Genomic DNA, 17,047 nt, shown 5'->3' with positions numbered 1-17,047 from the left:
AGAGCATGGAGACATGAGCAAGACGGGCCGCGGGCATCTGCGGATCTACCTGGGTGCCGCGCCCGGCGTCGGGAAGACCTACAAGATGCTGGGCGAGGGGCAGCGGCGGCTGTCCCGGGGCACCGATGTGGTGGTCGGGTTCGTCGAGACCCACGGCCGGCAGCACACCGCCGAGATGCTCGAAGGCCTGGAGGTGGTGCCGCGGCGGATTCTCGACTACCGCGGCGCCAGCTTCACCGAGCTGGACGTCGACGCCGTCCTGGCCCGCCGGCCGGACGTCGCCCTGGTCGACGAGCTGGCGCACACCAACGTGCCGGGCAGCCGGAACGAGAAGCGCTGGCAGGACATCGACGAGTTGCTGGCCGCCGGCATCGACGTGATCTCGGCGGTCAACATCCAGCACCTCGAGTCGATCAACGACGTGGTCGAGAAGATCACCGGGGTACCGCAGCAGGAGACCGTGCCGGACCGGGTGGTCCGGGCCGCGGACCAGATCGAGCTGGTCGACATGACGCCGGAGGCGCTGCGCCGCCGGATGGCGCACGGCAACGTCTACGCGGCGGACAAGATCGATGCTGCCCTGGGCAACTATTTCCGGGTCGGCAACCTGTCCGCCCTGCGTGAACTCGCGCTGCTGTGGCTTGCCGACCGGGTGGACGCCGGCCTGCAGCAGTACCGTGCTCAACATGACATCGACTCGACCTGGGAAGCCAGGGAGCGGGTGGTGGTCGCCCTCACCGGCGGCCCCGAGGGCGAGACACTGATCCGGCGTGCCGCCCGTATCGCCGCCAGGTCCTCCGGTGGGGACCTGCTCGCTGTCCACGTCGCCCGCTCCGACGGCCTGACCGGCGCGAACCCGAAACGCCTCGCCGAGCAGCGCAATCTGGTCGAGAGCCTCGGCGGCACCTACCACCAGGTGGTCGGCGACGACGTCCCGGCCGCGCTGTTGTCGTTCGCCCGGGCCGAGAACGCCACCCAACTGGTGCTGGGTGGCAGCCGCCGGTCCCGGGTCTCCTCGCTGTTGACCGGTCCGGGGATCGGGGTCAGCACGATCCGCGACTCCGGCGACATCGACGTCCACCTCGTCACCCACTCGCAGATGGGCCGCGGCCGGCTGCCCCGGTTGCGCGGCAGCCTGTCCCGGCGGCGCAAGATCGAGGGTTTCGTGCTGGCCGTCGTACTGCCGCCGCTGCTCGCGCTGGTGCTCGGGCTGGGCGGGGACCACCTCAACCTGACCAGCAACGTGCTCGCCTTCCTGCTGGCGGTCGTCGTGGTCGCCCTCGTCGGCGGGCTCTGGCCGGCGCTGTTGACCGCGATCGGTGGCACCGTCGTCCTGAACTACTTCTTCACGCCACCCACCCGAACTTTCACCATCTCCGAGATCAACAACGCCTTGGCGCTGGCGATCTTCGTGCTGGTCGCGGCGATGGTGAGCTCGGTCGTCGACCGGGCGGCCAGACGGACCAGACAGGCGGCCCGGGCCGCCGCCGAGTCCGAGACCCTGGCCACGCTGGCCGGGTCCGTACTCCGCGGCGAGACCGCATTGCCCGCGCTGCTGGAACGCGTCCGCGAGGCCTTCGGGATGACCGGCGCGGTACTGATGGAGCGGGTGGACGACGACGAGCTGACCGAGGTCTGGCGACCGATCGCCTCCGCCGGTACGCCGACCTGCCGCCGACCCGAGGACGGCGATGCGGAGATCCCCGGACGGGACAACCTGGTCCTGGTCCTGCAGGGCCGCCGGCTGGCCGCGGATGAGCGACGGCTGGTCGGGGCGTTCGCCGCCCACGCGGCCGCGCTGGTCGACAAGGCCCGGCTGAGCGAGGCCGCCGCGGAGGCGAAACCGCTTGCCGAGGCCGACAAGCTCCGTACGGCGCTCCTTCGGGCGGTCGGCCATGATCTCCGGTCGCCGCTGGCCTCGGCGAAGGCGTCCGTCACCAGTCTCCGCAGCGATGACGTCGACTGGAGCGAGTCCGAACGGGCAGAACTCCTGGAGACGGCTGACGAGTCGCTCGACCGGCTCTCGCGCCTGGTGGACAACCTGCTCGACCTCAGTCGCCTGCAGGCCGGCGTACTGCCGGTGTTCACCCGGCCGATGGCCTTGGACGAGGTGATGCCCGGCGTACTGGCCGAGCTCGGCGACGACGGCGACAAGGTCATCGTGGACATCCCGCACACGCTGCCGCTGGTCGACGCCGATCCGGCGCTGCTGGAGCGGGTGATCGCGAACCTGGTCGCGAATGCGATCCGCTACTCGCCGGCCGGGCGGCCGCCGCTGCTGACCGGGAGCTCGCTGGGCGACACCGTGGAGATCCGCGTGGTCGATCGCGGGCCGGGGATCCCACGGGCGGACCGGGATCGGGTCTTCGCGCCGTTCCAGCGGCTCGGCGACACGGACAACACGGTCGGGGTCGGTCTCGGCCTCGCGTTGGCTCGTGGTCTCGCCGAGGCGATGGCCGGCACCCTGCAGCCGGAGGACACTCCCGGTGGCGGGCTGACCATGGTGGTCGCGATCCCGACGGCGACCGTGAAGCCGGCCGACGCGCCGGTCCCGGGCGCCCGGGAACGGTCCGAACCGGAGGTGCACGAATGACCAGGGTTCTGGTGGTCGACGACGAGCCGCAGATCGTCCGGGCCTTGCAGATCAATCTGAAGGCCCGTGGCTACGAGGTGTTCCTGGCCGGCAGCGGCACCGCCGCGCTCAAGGTGGCGGGGCAGCATCCGCCGGAGCTGGTGATCCTCGACCTCGGGTTGCCGGACCTCGACGGGGTCGAGGTGATCCGTGGTCTGCGCGGCTGGACCGATGCACCGATCCTGGTGCTGTCCGGCCGGACCGACCAGACGGACAAGGTCGAGGCACTGGACGCCGGCGCGGACGACTATGTGACCAAACCGTTCGGGATCGACGAGTTGCTGGCCCGGATGCGCGCCGTACTGCGTCGCAGCAACCTGGCCCAGGACCAGCCGGTCGTGACCGTCGGCGGTGCGTCCGTCGATCTCGCGGCCAAGCGGGTCACCCTCGGGAATGGTGAGGACATCCGGCTGACGCCGACCGAGTGGCACCTGCTCGAGGTCCTGGTCCGGCACCCGGGCAAGCTCATGTCGCAACGCCAGCTCCTCACCGAGGTCTGGGGCCCCGGCTACGAGACGGCCAGCGGCAACCTTCGCTTCTACATGGGCCAGCTCCGCCGCAAACTCGAGCAGGACCCGGCCCGGCCGAAACACCTGCTCACCGAACCAGGGATGGGCTACCGCTTCGAACCCTGAGCGCCGGCGGGCCGATCGCCAGGGTCATCGGGGGGCGGCTGGCTGGTCGGCGACTCTGGGGGTGTGGCAGGGGCCTCCCGGGGAGCGGATCGGCGCCCGAAGAGGTGCAGCCTGCTCCGGCGATCGTCGTCTGGGTCGAGCTGGCGCTCGCCGCGGGGCGTGCCGTTCCCCAGCGCGCTCGCCGTGTAGGCGCGGGCGGTGTCGCGCTCGTCGATGAGGTCGTCGCGAGCCTGGCTGGCAGCGGCGGTCTCGCGGCGGGATTGCTTGAGCCCGCGGCGCGCCGCGCTGCCGCGGCGGGAGGTGCGGCGCGCGCCGGCCAGCAGCAGGGTCAACCCGAACAGGGCAACCGCCCCGACCACGATGCCGTAGAGGAACAGGGTGCCGGTGGAGCCGGTCACGTGGTAGCCGAACACCGCGAACCCGTCGTCGGTGAGGGTATCCGCGCCGCCACTGTTGCCGAGAACACCGGCCATGCCGATGATCACCGCGGCGAGCAAGATGATGAGCCCCAGGATGACGATCACGACGTACTCCGAACGTCTGCCTTCTAGACCTAGAGTTCAGCCGTTTGCCAGAGCTGTCAACCGCGCAGATCTACCTGCCAACGAATGCCTTTCAGGAGCCTGCTGCCTTTGCTGAGCACACTGCCGATGTCTGTTTCGTTCAAGACTTTGTCGGTGGGCTGCGCCAAGGTGAGGGCATGGACATCTTCAGCGCAGGCCGGGACTTTGTACGGCGGGAGGCGCGGCTGGTCGAGAGCCGGCTGTTCGCCACGATCTTCGAGGACGCCGACCCGGCCGGGGTCGTGGCGGCGTTGCGCGGTTACCAGAACGCGGACGGCGGTTTCGGGCACGGCCTGGAGCCGGACAAGCGCTGCCCGGACAGTCTGTCGCTCGACGTGGAGGTCGCGTTCGACACCCTGATCGCGTCCGGCGCCCGGGACGACGAGATGGTCCGGCGCGCTACGGACTGGCTGGACAAGACGGCGACCCCGGAAGGTGCGGTCTCGCTGGCCTCCCCGGTGATCGAGGGATACCCGCGGGCCGAGCACATGAGCGAGTGGACCTACCAGCCCGATCTCAACCCGACGGCCGGTCTGGTCGGCCGGCTGCACAAGCTCGGGGTCGAGCACCCGTGGCGTGAGCGAGCCGCCGCCTGGTGTGCCGCCCAGCTGGCCGAGGGCTTCCCTGAGGACGCCCACGGCATGCACGAGGCGATGGAGTTCCTGGAACACACCGAGGTCGACCTCGACCAGGTCCGCGACTGGCTGCCGAAGCTGAAGTGGTACCGGGCCGACGCCGCCGACCCGTCGTACGGCGTGACCCCGCTGCACCTCGCCCCGACCCCGGACAGCTTCTGGCGCCCGCTGTTCGACGACGCTCAGATCGAGGGACACCTGGATCGCCTGGTCGCGGACCAGCAGGACGACGGCGGCTGGACCCTCACCTGGGAACCCCCGAGCGCCGCCGCCACTCTCGAGTACCGCGGCATCCTCACCGTCCACGCACTCCGCACCCTGAAGGCCTACAACCGCCTCTGACCCGCACTACCAGGAGGACTTGGTGACTCCGGGGAGCTCGCCGCGGTGGGCCATGGTGCGGAAGCGGATGCGGGAGATGCCGGCCTTGCGCAGGTAGCCGCGTGGGCGGCCGTCGGCGACGTCGCGGTTGCGGACCCGGACCGGGCTCGCGTCCCGCGGGAGCTTCTGCAGCCTGAGCTGGGCCTCACCGCGTTCCTCGAAGGTCGACCCCGGGTCCGCGATGATCGCCTTCAGCTCGGCCCGGAGCTCGGCATAGTGCGCGACCGTCTGCTTGCGCTGCTCGTTCTTGGCGACCTTGCTGGTCTTGGCCACGCCCTACCGCTCTTCGCGGAAGTCGACGTGCTGCCGGACCGCCGGGTCGTACTTGCGCATCACCAGCCGGTCGGGGTTGTTCCGCCGGTTCTTCCGGGTCACGTAGGTGAAGCCGGTTCCCGCCGTACTCCGCAGCTTGACGATCGGGCGGAGGTCGTTGCGCTTGGCCATACTGTCCTTTCCTGGATCACCTGGCGGGTGACCCTCGCTGGGGAGAACACCGGCCGGGTGGCCGCTATTCCGATCCGGAGTGTACGTTGTACTGGTTATCGTTTTCAATAAGGCGGGAGTGCTGATGCTACCGGTGACCGTGCTGACGGGTGTCGACGAGCCGTTCCGTGCCGCCGTCGGGGGCAATCTGCTCGCCGCCGCCGGTCCGTCCGGGGTGCTCGTCGAGTACGACGTGAGCGGTCTGACCGGCGGGTCCGTCGTACGGATCGCCAGAACCGCCGGCGGGGTGATCGACCGAGAGGTGATCCGGATGGGGCACCCGTGCGTGTCCTGCGCGATGCGCGGCTCACTGGTCGCGCTGCTGGTCAGCATCGCGGCGGTCGAGCGGTATGACGTCGCGATCGTGTCGGTGCCGGGCGCGGGGGACACCCAGGCGCTGGCCGAGGAGATCGCCCGCGACGCCGCCGACGAGCTCCGGGTGGACGCGGTGGTGACCACGGTCGACGCCGGCAGCGTCGTCGAGGACCTCACCGGCGACCAGTTGATCCAGGATCGCGGCATCCCGACCGCCTCGGAGGATGGCCGCGCGATCGCCGAGGTGATCGCCCATCAGCTCGAGTACGCGAACGCGGCAGTGCTCAGCAGTGACGACGAGACCGTCCGGGCGCTGGTGCGGGCGATCAATCCGCAGCTGCTCATCCGGACCACACCGACCGGGCTGCTCGGCGTACGTCTGCATCATCCGGACGCGGCTGAGACCTGGACGGAGCCTGGTTCGATCAGTGCGCCGGTGGATGACGGCCCGGTGCGGACGCTCGTCTGGCAGTCGGACCGGCCGTTCCACCCCGAGCGCCTGTACGACGCGCTGGAGGATCTGGTCGCCGGTACGGCGCGGGGCCGGGGGACCGTGTGGCTCGCGACCCAGCACCGCAGCCGCCTCAGCTGGGACAGTTTCGGCACGAACATCTCGATCGGCGTGCTCGGCCCGTGGCTGGCCGACCTCCCGGCCGACCGGTGGTCCGGCGTCGGACAGCAGCACCAGGCCCGCTCGGCCCTGGAGTGGCACCCGGAGTACGGCGACCGGGCCACGTACCTGTCCATCACCGGGGTCGGTCTGGACGTCCGGGAATTACGGGAGCGCCTCGATGGTTGTGTCCTGCGTGCGGATGAAGCGGTCCACCCCCTGACCGATCCGTTCGCCCCTTATCTGGAAGGAAGTACCGCAGCATGAAGAAGGCCATTCACCCCGACTACCGCCGGGTCGTCTTCCGGGACAAGTCCGGCGACTTCAGCTTCCTCACCGGTTCGACGCGCGAGAGCAACGAGACCGTCGAGTGGCACGACGGGAACACCTACCCGGTCGTCGACGTCGAGATCTCGTCCGCCACCCACCCGTTCTACACGGGCCAGCAGCGTGTGATGGACACCCAGGGTCGCGTGGAGAAGTTCAAGAAGCGCTACGGCCAGAAGTAGCCCCTGGTCTTTTCAGCCCGTCGTCTCCCCGGAGGCGGCGGGCTGTTCTTGTCTCGGATGCGAGACGGCAACGGTGGCCAGGTTGCTGCCTGGGGGCGTGGGGCGGATCACACTGGGTCCGTGGAGCCGGTGGAGATCTCCGGGGTCGGGCTGACCCCGCTGGAAGCGGTCGCGCTCGGGCAGCGCCGGACCGCGGTGCGGTTGAGTGACGACGCCCGGAAACGGATGAGCGAGTCGGCCCTGGCGGTCGCCGAGGTGGCGCGCCATCGGCCGGTCTACGGGCGGACGACCGGGGTCGGCGCCAATCGGGATGTGCTCACGTCGGATCCGGAGCACGGGGCGCGGTTGCTCGGATCGCACTCGACCACGGGTACGACGTCGTACCCGAAGGATGTGGTCCGGCTCGGGCTGCTGATCCGGGTCAACCAGCTCGCGGTCGGTGGATCGGGCCTGGACCCCGACGTCGCCGACGCGATCGTTGCTCTGCTCAACGATGACGAGCTGCCCGACCTGCACCGGGGTGGCGCGATCGGGACCGGCGACCTCGGTCCGCTGGCCGAGCTCGGGCTCGCCCTCGGCGCCGTCGTCGACGGGACCAGCGCACTGCCGCTCCTGTCGAGCAACGCGATCACCTTGGCCGAGTGTTGTCTCGCGTATGTCGAGGCCGCCACGCTGATCAACGTCGTACCGCTGGTCGGTGCTCTGTCGCATGTCGCGCTCCGCGGCAACGCCGAGGTGTACGACGTCCGCGTCCACGAGGCCAGGCCGCAACCGGGACAGGTCCGGGTGGCGCGCCGGATGCGCGGACTGCTCGACGACCTGCCGATCCCACCGGTGCGGGTCCAGGACCCCTTCGGACTCAGAGCCTTCGCCCAGGTGCTCGGTCCGGCCGTCGACCATGTGGATGCTCTGGGCAACAGTCTGCGGATCGACATCAACGCGTCCGCGGAGAACCCGCTGGTGGCCGGCGACACCGTGCTGCACAACGGCAACTGGCACGCGATGCCGATCGCGCTCGCCCTCGACTCGCTCCGGCTGAGTCTGCACAGCGTGGCCACCCTGTCGACGTCCCGCGTCGCGAACCTGGTCGATCCGGAATTCTCCGGGCTGAGCCGGTTCCTGGCCAGCGGTGCGGAGGCGAGCTCGGGCGTGATGATGATCGAGTACGTCGCGCACGACGCGCTGGCCGCGGTCCGTTCGTCGGCGCAGCCCGCGACCCTCGGTACGGCGACGCTGTCACGAGGAGCCGAGCACCACGCCAGCTTCGCGCCACAGGCCGCCGTACTGACCGCGCAACTCCTCGACGCACTGCGTGAGGTGCTGGCGAGTGAGCTGGTCACCGCGGTACGGGCAATTCGCCTCGCCGGGCTGACGCCTGACGATCTCGCCCCGGCGGCGGTCGGACCGTGGCTGGCCGACGCGCTGGCCACCTTGCCGGGCGACCTCGCCGACCGGTCGCTGCGAGAGGACCTGGAGATCGCCCGCGGTGTGCTGACGCAATGGGGCGACCGCCAGGTCGAACATCCCGCCGAATCGGGTTAGAGCTGGGTGTGGTGGAGGAGCGGCTGCGTAGCACGCGTGGGGTAGTTAGCCGTGGAGGCGGCGGGTTAGGGCGGTGGCGGCTTGGCGGATGCGGTGGGCTAGGAGGTGGCGGTCGGTGGGAGGTACGGCGTCGGTGCGGAAGGTGACGCTGATTGCGGCGACCGGGTGGCCGGCGTGGTCGACGGCTGCGCTGGCCACGGATGAGAGGCCTGGGCTGATGAAGGAGTCCTCGACGGCGAAGCCCTGGCGTTTCTCGTCGGCGAGCAGGCGGCGGAGCTGACTCAGCGACTGCGGTCCGTGCTCGGTACGCCGTACGAAACTCTCCGGGCCCGGGAACAGCGCACGGACCTGCGCCGGCGGGAGCTCGGCGAGCAGGGCGCGGCCGGAGGCGGTCAGGGTGGCCGGGAGGCGTACGCCGACGTCCGTCACGAGGGTGACCGGGCGGGGCGGCTGCTCCTTCAGGAGGTAGACGAGTTCACGACCGTGCAGTACGCCGAGATGCGCGGTCTGGCCGACCTCCGCGACCAACTGGACGAGCAGTGGGCGGGCGAGTCGCTCGAGCGGATCGTGGCGCAGGTAGGCCGAGCCGATCTCGAACGCCGCGACCCCGAGCCCGTACCGCTTCTCCTCCGGCAGGTGCACGACGAAACCCTCGTCCATCATTGCCCGCAGCAAGTGGTACGTCGACGAGCGCGGCAGGCCGACCGCGGAGGCGATGCGCTCCATCGGCACCGGACCGGGCTGGGTGGCCAGGAACGTCAGCACCCGCAGAGTGCGGGTCGAGGCGGGAACGTTGCCGCTCACAACGGCAGCGTAACCGCGAAGGTTCAGATTCCGGACGATTCGTGGGACTTGGCGCGGCCGCGGCGCAACCACAGCCGGGCCCCCTCGCCGGCCAGCGCGACCCCGAACAGCCCGCCGGCGATCAGCCAGTCGACGTCCTGGTCGTCACCCGACATCAGGACTCCGGCGCTGAGCGAGAGCACGCCGAAGAACGCGAGTACGAGAAACAGACGCATCAGAGGGCCTTCTCCGCGGTCCAGGCGGCCGACGACACTGTGTAGCCGAGCCACGTGTTCACTGCCAGCATCGGCGCGTTCCCCGCGTCGTTGCCGGTGTATGCCTGGGCGAATCCCGCGTCCCGGGCGCGTGCGAGAGCCGCCGACTTCACCACTTTCGCCAGCCCGCGACCGCGCTGCGCCGGGATGGTGCCGGTCAGGTTGGACCAGATCACCCGCCGCTCCGGATCGGCCGTGGTGATCACGAACGAGAGCACTGTGTCACCGTCGAGCACCGCGGCACTGAGGTCGCGGCGCAGATCCGGGTGTCCCCAGTCGGTTGCCAGCCATTCGTCGTACGGCGGTGCGAACGAAAGACCGCTCGGATCGCCCTCAGCGACGGCCACGACCGCGCGCCACAGCTGCTCCGGCTCCACCTGCTCGAGATCGGTCACGCGCAACCCGTCGGGCGCGGGCACAGGCTCGGGTACGGCGCTCAGGTCCGCACGCGAGTGGCTCATCCGGCGGCCGATCGTGAACCCTCGCCGGATCGCGAACTCCTTGGCCTCGTCGCTGTCCTCGACCACGACCAGCAGGCCGGCCGCACCGGCCTGCTCGGCTTCCGCGCAGATCGCCTCGGCCAGCCGGCTGCCGATGCCGCGGTGGCGGAACTCGGGCGGCACCTGCACGGAGATCCGCACCCGTGGCGCTTCGGCGCCGGGGTCGGGCAGGAACACGTTCCCAAAGCCGACCACGTCGGAACCGTCGACCGCGACCAGCACGATCCGGCGCGTGCTGTTGCGGAGTTCGGCCTCGATTCCGCGTGCCGTCTTCACCAGCTGCGGCATCGCGGCGGCCCAGACCCGGGCGATCCCCACCGCATCCTCCGGCCCCGCCGTCCGGATCTCGAACACCATTCCTGAAGCCTATGCGCCGGGCGGTCCATCGGATGTCTCAGATGCGAGACAGAAAGTGCACGGCGCTGCTGTCGGTTGCCGGTGCCGCGCGGTGGAATGAACGCGTGGATGAGCAGAACGAGGTGATCGTCGGCGTCGGGCCGCTGAGTGCGGCCGAGGTCGTAGCGGTGGCACGGCACGGGGCCCGGGTCCGGATCGACGACCAGGCGCTCGAGGAGATCGCGAAGTCGCGGGCCGCGATCGAGGCACTCGCCCACGCCGAGACCCCGCACTACGGCGTCTCGACCGGCTTCGGCGCGCTCGCGACCCGGCACATCGCACCGGAACTGCGCGCCCAGTTGCAGCGCAGCCTGGTCCGATCGCACGCGGCCGGCTCCGGCCCCGAGGTGGAGGCCGAGGTCGTCCGAGCCCTCACCCTGCTCCGGTTGTCGACCCTCGCGACCGGCCGCACCGGGGTGAAGGTCGAGACGGCCCAGGCGTACGCCGGCCTCCTCAACGCCGGCTTGGCTCCGGTAGTGCACGAGTACGGCAGCCTCGGCTGTTCCGGTGACCTCGCGCCGTTGTCCCACGTCGCTCTCGCGGCGATGGGCGAAGGCCAGGTGCGAGATGTCGAAGGCAACCTTCTCGACGCCGGCGAGGCGCTGCGAGCACACGGCCTGACGCCGGTCGTGCTCGCGGAGAAGGAAGGTCTCGCCCTGATCAACGGCACCGACGGCATGCTCGGCATGCTGGTGCTGGCCCTCGCCGACCTCGAACGGCTGCTCAAGACCGCTGACCTCGCCGCCGCGATGAGTGTCGAAGGACAACTCGGCACCGATCGGGTGTTCGCCGACGACCTGCAGGCCTTGCGACCTCATCCGGGGCAGCGGTCCGCCGCCGCCAACCTGCGTGCGATCCTCGCCGACAGCGCGATCGTCGCGAGCCACCGCGGTCCCGAGTGCAACCGGGTCCAGGATGCTTACTCCTTGCGCTGTTCGCCGCAGGTGCACGGCGCTGCTCGCGACACCGCGGCGCACGCGGCCACGGTCGCGGACCGCGAGCTCGCCGCCGCGATCGACAACCCGGTGGTGCTCCCGGACGGTCGCGTCGAGTCGAACGGCAACTTCCACGGTGCCCCCGTGGGTTACGTGCTCGACTTCCTCGCGATCGCCGTGGCCGACCTGGCCAGCATCAGCGAGCGTCGTACCGACCGATTCCTGGACGTCGCCCGGAACCACGGGCTGAACGCGTTCCTGGCCGACGATCCCGGCGTGGACAGTGGCCACATGATCGCGCAGTACACGCAGGCCGCGATCGTGTCCGAGCTGAAGCGGCTCGCGGTACCGGCCAGTGTGGACTCCATCCCGAGCAGTGCGATGCAGGAGGACCACGTCTCGATGGGCTGGTCGGCCGCACGCAAGCTGCGCAGGGCGATCGACGGGCTGCAGCGCGTCCTCGCCGTCGAGATCCTGACCGCCGCGCGGGCGCTCGACCTGCGCGCGCCGCTGACCCCGGCGCCGGCCACCGCCGCCGTCCGGGCCGCCCTCCGGGAGCATGTCGAGGGGCCGGGCACCGACCGGCACCTGGCTCCCGAGATCGAGCACTCCGTCCGCCTTGTTGCCGACGGCACCTATATCGAAGCGACCGAGGCCGTCACCGGCCCGCTGTCCTGAGCAGAAAGGCTGGATCACCCATGTCCGGACCCCGTCCCGTGCGCGCACCCCGCGGTACCACCCTGACCGCCCGCGGCTGGCAGCAGGAGGCCGCGCTGCGGATGCTGCAGAACAACCTCGACCCCGAGGTGGCCGAGCACCCCGACGAGCTGGTCGTGTACGGCGGCTCCGGGAAGGCGGCCCGGGACTGGAACTCGTTCGACGCGATGGTCCGGACGCTGACCACGCTGAAGGACGACGAGACGATGCTGGTGCAGTCCGGCCGTCCGGTCGGTGTGATGCAGACGCACGAGTGGGCACCGCGGGTGCTGATCGCGAACTCGAACCTGGTCGGCGACTGGGCCACCTGGGAGGAGTTCCGCAAGCTGGAGGCGATGGGGCTGACGATGTACGGCCAGATGACGGCCGGCTCGTGGATCTACATCGGCACCCAGGGCATTCTGCAGGGCACGTACGAGACGTTCGGTGCGGTGGCCGAGAAGAAGTTCGGCGGCTCGCTGGCCGGCACCATCACGCTGACCGCCGGGCTCGGCGGCATGGGCGGTGCGCAGCCGCTGGCCGTGACGATGAACGACGGCGTGGCGATCTGCATCGACGTCGACGCCACCCGGATCGACCGGCGGATCGAGCACCGGTACCTCGATGTTCGCGCCGGTTCGCTGGACGAGGCGTTGCGGTTGGCCGAGGAGGCCACGAAGGCCCGGCGGCCGTTGTCGATCGGTGTCCTGGGCAACGCCGCGGTGATCGTGCCGGAGCTGCTGGAGCTCGGCGCTCCGATCGACATCGTCACCGACCAGACCTCGGCGCACGACCCACTGATGTACCTGCCGGTGGGGATCGACTTCGACGACTGGACCACTGCCCGCGAGAAGGACCCGGCCGGCTTCACCGAGCGCGCACAGGCATCAATGGCTCGGCACGTCGCCGCGATGGTGGGCTTCCAGGACGCGGGCGCCGAGGTGTTCGACTACGGCAACTCGATCCGCGACGAGGCCCGCAAAGCCGGGTACGGGCGGGCGTTCGAGTTCCCCGGCTTCGTGCCGGCGTACATCCGGCCCTTGTTCTGTGAGGGAAAGGGCCCGTTCCGGTGGGCCGCGCTGTCCGGTAACCCGGCCGACATCGCCAAGACCGACCAGGCCATCCTCGATCTGTTCCCGGACAACGAGCACCTGACCCGGTGGATCAAGCTGGCCGGCGAGCGGGTCGCGTTCCAGGGTCTGCCGGCCCGGATCTGCTGGCTCGGCCAGGGCGAGCGGGACAAGGCCGGCGTCCGGTTCAACGAGATGGTTGCCTCCGGCGAGCTCGAGGCCCCGATCGTGATCGGGCGGGATCACCTGGACACCGGCAGCGTCGCGTCGCCGTACCGGGAGACCGAAGGAATGCTGGACGGCTCGGACGCGATCGCGGACTGGCCGTTGCTGAACGCGATGGTGAACGTGGCCAGCGGCGCGTCCTGGGTGTCGATCCACCACGGCGGCGGCGTCGGCATCGGCCGGTCCATCCACGCCGGCCAGGTATCGGTTGCCGACGGCACCGAGTTGGCCCGGCAGAAACTGGAACGGGTACTCAGCAACGATCCGGCGATGGGTGTCATCCGGCACGTCGACGCCGGCTACGACACGGCAGCGGAGGTTGCCGCCGAACGAGGGGTCAGGGTTCCGATGCAGGAGTCCTGATCACGGAGTGCGACCCTAGCATTCTCTACCGCTATGGTGCACTTTCCGAGGGATGGGAAACCGGGCGATCACGTGGCTTCGGTCTCCCGTTCCGCTAGGGTCGATCGGGCGACCGACGACGAGCGCGAAGGGGCGCCATGATCGAGTTCGAGGACGTCACCAAGCGGTATCCGGACGGCACCGTCGCCGTCGACACACTGTCCCTGCGGATCCCGAGCGGTCAGATCACTGTGTTCGTCGGCCCCTCGGGCTGCGGCAAGACCACCTCCTTGCGGATGATCAACCGCACCATCGAGCGGACCAGCGGGACGATCTCGATCGACGGCGAGGACATCACCGGCAAGGACCCGGTCGCGTTGCGGCGAGGGATCGGGTACGTGATTCAGCACGCCGGGCTGTTCCCGCACAAGACAGTGGTGGACAACGTCGCCACGGTGCCGAAGCTGCTCGGTTGGGACAAGCGCAAGACCCGCGACACCGCGATGGAACTGCTCGAGCGCGTCGGCCTCGACCTCAAGCTGGCCGAGCGGTATCCGGCCCAGCTGTCCGGTGGCCAGCAGCAACGAGTTGGCGTCGCGCGAGCACTGGCGGCCGACCCGGCGATCATGCTGATGGACGAGCCGTTCAGCGCCGTCGACCCGATCGTCCGGCACCAGTTGCAGGAGGAGCTGCTCCGGCTGCAACGCGATATCGGCAAGACCATCGTCTTCGTCACCCACGACATCGACGAGGCGATCAAACTCGGCGACAACGTCGCGGTACTGCGGGTCGGCGGCAAGCTGGCCCAGCTCTCGCCGCCGTCCGAGCTACTGGCGAACCCGGTCGACGAGTTCGTCCGCGGCTTCGTCGGGCAGGACCGCGGCTATCGTGCGCTCACCTTCGTGCACCCTGACGAGTTGCCGGTCAAGCCGTTGCCGCCGGAGCTCGTGCTGGACGATGACGGTGTGCCGGTCGGCTGGCGCACCGACCACGAGATGCTGCCCATCGGCGCTGTCTTCAAGCGGACTGATTCGCTGCGTGCCGCGCTGGACGCCGTACTGACCTCTCCGACCGGCTGGGGCGTCTGCGTGGACGACAACGGCAAGGCGGTCGGGGTGGTCGACCAGGTGATCGTCGCTGAGGCGCTCCGCCCATGAGCTGGATCGCCGACAACCTCGACCTGATCTGGGAACAGCTGCGCGAGCATATCTACCTGGCGATCATCCCAGTCATTCTCGGACTGCTGATCGCGGTGCCGCTCGGCTACGTGGCGACCCGGTTCTCCTGGCTGGCGAACCCGCTGATCGCCCTCGGCGGCGTGCTGTACTCAGTGCCCTCGATTGCGCTGTTCATCGTGCTGCCGGCGGTCCTCGGCACCAAGGTGCTGTCCCCGGTCAACATCATCGTGGCGCTGACCATTTATACGGTCTCGCTGCTGATCCGCAACGTGATCGACGGGCTGCGCTCCGTGCCGGTCGAAGTCCGGCAGTCCGCGGTCGCGGTCGGGTACGGCTCCATGCACCGGCTGATCGCGGTCGACCTGCCGATCGCCGTACCGGTGATCTTCGCCGGTCTGCGCGTCGTCACCGTCGCGAACATCTCGATGGTGAGCGTCGGCGCGGTGATCGGGATCGGCGGCCTGGGCGAGTTGTTCACCTTGGGCTTCCAGCGGGACTTCCTCACCCCGGTCGTGGTGGGCGTGGTGCTCTCCCTGCTGCTGGCGCTGCTGGCCGACCTGGCCCTGGTCGGGCTCCAGCGCGTCCTCACTCCGTGGGCCCGCGTGATCGCCGCTCCTCCGGTGGAGGTGGCCTGACATGTGGGAATACCTGACCGACCCGTTCAACTGGTCCGGCCCGGAAGGGATCTGGGCCAGGATCATCGAGCACGTCTGGTACACGTTCGCCGCCCTCGGGCTCTCCGCGGCGATCGCGCTGCCGGTGGGGTTGCGGATCGGCCACACCCGGCGCGGGGCGTTCCTGGCGATCAACCTGGGCAACGCGGCGCGGGCGCTGCCGAGCCTGGGACTGCTGATGATCGCGGTGCTGCTGACCGACCAGATCGGGTTCCTGCCGGTGCTGATCGCGCTCGTCGCGCTCGGTGTCCCGCCGATCCTGGCCTCGACGTACGCCGGTGTCTCCGGTGTCGATCCGGCCACGATCGACGCCGCCCGGGGGATGGGGATGACCGGGCGCGAGATCCTGACCAAGGTGGAGATCCCGATCGCGATGCCGCTGATCATCTCCGGTCTGCGCGGCGCGACCCTGCAGATCGTCTCGACCGCGACGATCGCCGCGCTCGTCTCGCTCGGCGGCCTCGGCCGCTACGTGGTCGACGGACTGAAGCTCCGCGACTTCCCGCAGATGTTCACCGGCGCCCTGCTGGTGGCCCTGCTCGCCATCCTGCTCGACGTGATGTTCGCCGTCCTCGGCCGGGTGGTCGTGTCCGACGGCCTGAAGGTCGACTGAAGTGTCGGACCGGCCTGATCTGATGAACCTGATGAATCTGATGAACCGCCCCACCGAAACATCCACCGGCAACGGCCGGTGGCTGACGAGACACTGGAGGCTCTCGTGTTGAGATCCACACTCATCCGTACTGCGATCGCCGGGGTGGCGGTGCTCGGCCTGGCCGGCCTGGCCGGCTGTGGGGGTGGAGGCGATCAGCTGGGCGACAGCGACGCGGGTTCCTCGCCCGCGCCGGACAAGGTCACCAGCATCACCGTCGGTTCGGCGGACTTCTCCGAGAGCCAGCTGCTGGCCGAGATCTACGGTCAGGCGCTGGCCGCCAAGGGCATCGAGGTCACCCAGAAGCCGAACATCGGCAACCGCGAGACCTACATGGCCGCGATCAAGGACGGCTCGGTGCACCTGCTGCCGGAGTACACCGGCGCCGCGCTGCACTACTTCAAGACCGACGCGACCGAGACCGAGGACCAGGCGACGTACGACGCGCTGAAGGCCTCGCTGCCGTCCGGGCTCGAGGTGCTGGAGAAGTCGCCGGCGGCCGACGAAGACACCATCGTGGTGACCAAGGCGACCGCGGACAAGTACAGCCTGAAGTCGCTGGCCGACCTGAAGGCGGTCGCGAAGGACATGGCCGCGGGCGGCAGCTCCGAGTTCAAGGTGCGTGACGCCGGGCTGAAGGGTCTGAAGGAGAAGTACGGCGTCGAGTTCGGCAAGGAGTACAAGACGCTGGACGCGGGTGGCCCGCTGAGCCTGAAGGCGCTGCTGGACAACCAGATCCAGGTGTCGAACTTCTTCACCACCCAGTCGCTGATCAAGGACAACAACCTGGTCATGCTGGAGGACCCGGAGAACATCCTGCCGCCGAACGCGATCGTTCCGCTGATCCGGACCGACCACAAGTCGGATGACGTCGCGTCGACGCTGAACGCGGTCTCGGCCAAGCTGACCACGGACGGGCTGACCGAGATGGTCAAGCGCATCGACGTCGACAAGGAGTCGCCGAACGCGGTCGCCAAGGACTGGCTGTCGAAGAACCCGTTGTCTTGAGCTTCGAG

The 17,047-nt window shown here is 69.6% G+C and carries 18 protein-coding genes; 12 read left to right on the top strand and 6 right to left on the bottom strand.

Annotated elements, in window-relative coordinates; translation table 11 throughout:
* The first annotated feature begins 13 nt into the window (after positions 1 to 13).
* The gene (locus tag ACGFIF_RS21660; RefSeq protein WP_393156690.1) at positions 14 to 2,593 is read left to right on the top strand and encodes a DUF4118 domain-containing protein; all 2,580 of its coding nucleotides are present in this window, start codon (positions 14 to 16) and stop codon (positions 2,591 to 2,593) included.
* Positions 2,590 to 3,267 (top strand): response regulator, encoded by a 678-nt coding sequence (locus ACGFIF_RS21655; protein WP_393156689.1) that lies wholly within the window; start codon positions 2,590 to 2,592, stop codon positions 3,265 to 3,267. The genes ACGFIF_RS21660 and ACGFIF_RS21655 overlap by 4 nt, the downstream gene beginning before the upstream one ends.
* Here the strand turns inward: ACGFIF_RS21655 and ACGFIF_RS21650 are convergent.
* A complete protein-coding gene (locus ACGFIF_RS21650; RefSeq protein WP_393156688.1) occupies positions 3,249 to 3,791 on the bottom strand; it encodes a hypothetical protein in 543 nt (180 codons plus the stop codon). The genes ACGFIF_RS21655 and ACGFIF_RS21650 overlap by 19 nt on opposite strands.
* Before the next feature lie 176 nt (positions 3,792 to 3,967).
* Here ACGFIF_RS21650 and ACGFIF_RS21645 point away from each other — a divergent pair, with 176 nt between their 5' ends.
* Positions 3,968 to 4,807 (top strand): hypothetical protein, encoded by an 840-nt coding sequence (locus ACGFIF_RS21645; RefSeq protein WP_393156686.1) that lies wholly within the window; start codon positions 3,968 to 3,970, stop codon positions 4,805 to 4,807.
* 6 nt (positions 4,808 to 4,813) lie between these two features.
* Here ACGFIF_RS21645 and rpsN read toward each other — a convergent pair whose 3' ends face one another.
* Positions 4,814 to 5,119: a 30S ribosomal protein S14 gene (gene rpsN, locus ACGFIF_RS21640; protein WP_393156685.1), complete on the bottom strand. Its 306-nt coding sequence runs from the start codon at positions 5,117 to 5,119 to the stop codon at positions 4,814 to 4,816.
* Positions 5,120 to 5,122: 3 nt separating this feature from the next.
* Positions 5,123 to 5,290, bottom strand: coding sequence for a 50S ribosomal protein L33 (gene rpmG, locus ACGFIF_RS21635; protein ID WP_360449989.1), 168 nt, complete (start codon positions 5,288 to 5,290; stop codon positions 5,123 to 5,125).
* 124 nt (positions 5,291 to 5,414) lie between these two features.
* On the opposite strand from rpmG, the gene ACGFIF_RS21630 reads away from it, so the two are divergent.
* From ACGFIF_RS21630 to ACGFIF_RS21620, 3 genes are all read left to right on the top strand, one after another.
* Positions 5,415 to 6,521 (top strand): CobW family GTP-binding protein, encoded by a 1,107-nt coding sequence (locus ACGFIF_RS21630; protein ID WP_393156684.1) that lies wholly within the window; start codon positions 5,415 to 5,417, stop codon positions 6,519 to 6,521.
* Entirely contained in the window at positions 6,518 to 6,763 is a 246-nt protein-coding gene (locus ACGFIF_RS21625; RefSeq protein ID WP_393156682.1) for a type B 50S ribosomal protein L31, read from the top strand. Before ACGFIF_RS21630 ends, ACGFIF_RS21625 begins: the two co-directional genes overlap by 4 nt.
* 120 nt (positions 6,764 to 6,883) lie before the next feature.
* Positions 6,884 to 8,305, top strand: coding sequence for an aromatic amino acid lyase (locus ACGFIF_RS21620; RefSeq protein WP_393156681.1), 1,422 nt, complete (start codon positions 6,884 to 6,886; stop codon positions 8,303 to 8,305).
* Positions 8,306 to 8,350: 45 nt separating this feature from the next.
* Here the strand turns inward: ACGFIF_RS21620 and ACGFIF_RS21615 are convergent, their stop codons facing one another.
* The 3 genes from ACGFIF_RS21615 to ACGFIF_RS21605 are packed head-to-tail and all read right to left on the bottom strand — an operon-like array spanning position 8,351 to position 10,220.
* Positions 8,351 to 9,109 carry an IclR family transcriptional regulator gene (locus ACGFIF_RS21615; RefSeq protein WP_393156680.1) on the bottom strand — a complete coding sequence of 253 codons (759 nt, stop codon included), beginning with the start codon at positions 9,107 to 9,109 and terminating at the stop codon, positions 8,351 to 8,353.
* Between the two features lie 23 nt (positions 9,110 to 9,132).
* On the bottom strand, positions 9,133 to 9,324 hold the full coding sequence (locus ACGFIF_RS21610) for a hypothetical protein (protein ID WP_393156679.1): 192 nt from the start codon (positions 9,322 to 9,324) through the stop codon (positions 9,133 to 9,135).
* Positions 9,324 to 10,220, bottom strand: a complete 897-nt coding sequence (locus tag ACGFIF_RS21605; RefSeq protein ID WP_393156678.1) for a GNAT family N-acetyltransferase — start codon at positions 10,218 to 10,220, stop codon at positions 9,324 to 9,326. Before ACGFIF_RS21605 ends, ACGFIF_RS21610 begins: the two co-directional genes overlap by 1 nt.
* 41 nt (positions 10,221 to 10,261) lie before the next feature.
* On the opposite strand from ACGFIF_RS21605, the gene hutH reads away from it, so the two are divergent.
* The 6 genes from hutH to ACGFIF_RS21575 all read left to right on the top strand — a co-directional run bounded on the left by hutH (position 10,262) and on the right by ACGFIF_RS21575 (position 17,039).
* Positions 10,262 to 11,872, top strand: a complete 1,611-nt coding sequence (gene hutH / locus ACGFIF_RS21600) for a histidine ammonia-lyase (protein WP_393156677.1) — start codon at positions 10,262 to 10,264, stop codon at positions 11,870 to 11,872.
* A gap of 20 nt (positions 11,873 to 11,892) precedes the next feature.
* A complete protein-coding gene (gene hutU / locus ACGFIF_RS21595; protein WP_393156676.1) occupies positions 11,893 to 13,548 on the top strand; it encodes a urocanate hydratase in 1,656 nt (551 codons plus the stop codon).
* A gap of 137 nt (positions 13,549 to 13,685) precedes the next feature.
* Positions 13,686 to 14,684, top strand: a complete 999-nt coding sequence (locus tag ACGFIF_RS21590) for an ABC transporter ATP-binding protein (protein WP_393156675.1) — start codon at positions 13,686 to 13,688, stop codon at positions 14,682 to 14,684.
* Positions 14,681 to 15,340: an ABC transporter permease gene (locus ACGFIF_RS21585; protein WP_393156674.1), complete on the top strand. Its 660-nt coding sequence runs from the start codon at positions 14,681 to 14,683 to the stop codon at positions 15,338 to 15,340. Before ACGFIF_RS21590 ends, ACGFIF_RS21585 begins: the two co-directional genes overlap by 4 nt.
* A 1-nt stretch (position 15,341) precedes the next feature.
* On the top strand, positions 15,342 to 15,992 hold the full coding sequence (locus tag ACGFIF_RS21580; RefSeq protein ID WP_393156672.1) for an ABC transporter permease: 651 nt from the start codon (positions 15,342 to 15,344) through the stop codon (positions 15,990 to 15,992).
* A 105-nt stretch (positions 15,993 to 16,097) separates the two neighbouring features.
* A complete protein-coding gene (locus ACGFIF_RS21575; protein ID WP_393156670.1) occupies positions 16,098 to 17,039 on the top strand; it encodes an ABC transporter substrate-binding protein in 942 nt (313 codons plus the stop codon).
* The last annotated feature ends 8 nt before the right edge of the window (positions 17,040 to 17,047 follow it).

The organism is Kribbella sp. NPDC049174, assembly GCF_043197365.1.
Classification (GTDB): Bacteria; Actinomycetota; Actinomycetes; order Propionibacteriales; family Kribbellaceae; genus Kribbella.
This window is presented reverse-complemented; position numbering and strand designations above follow the sequence as displayed.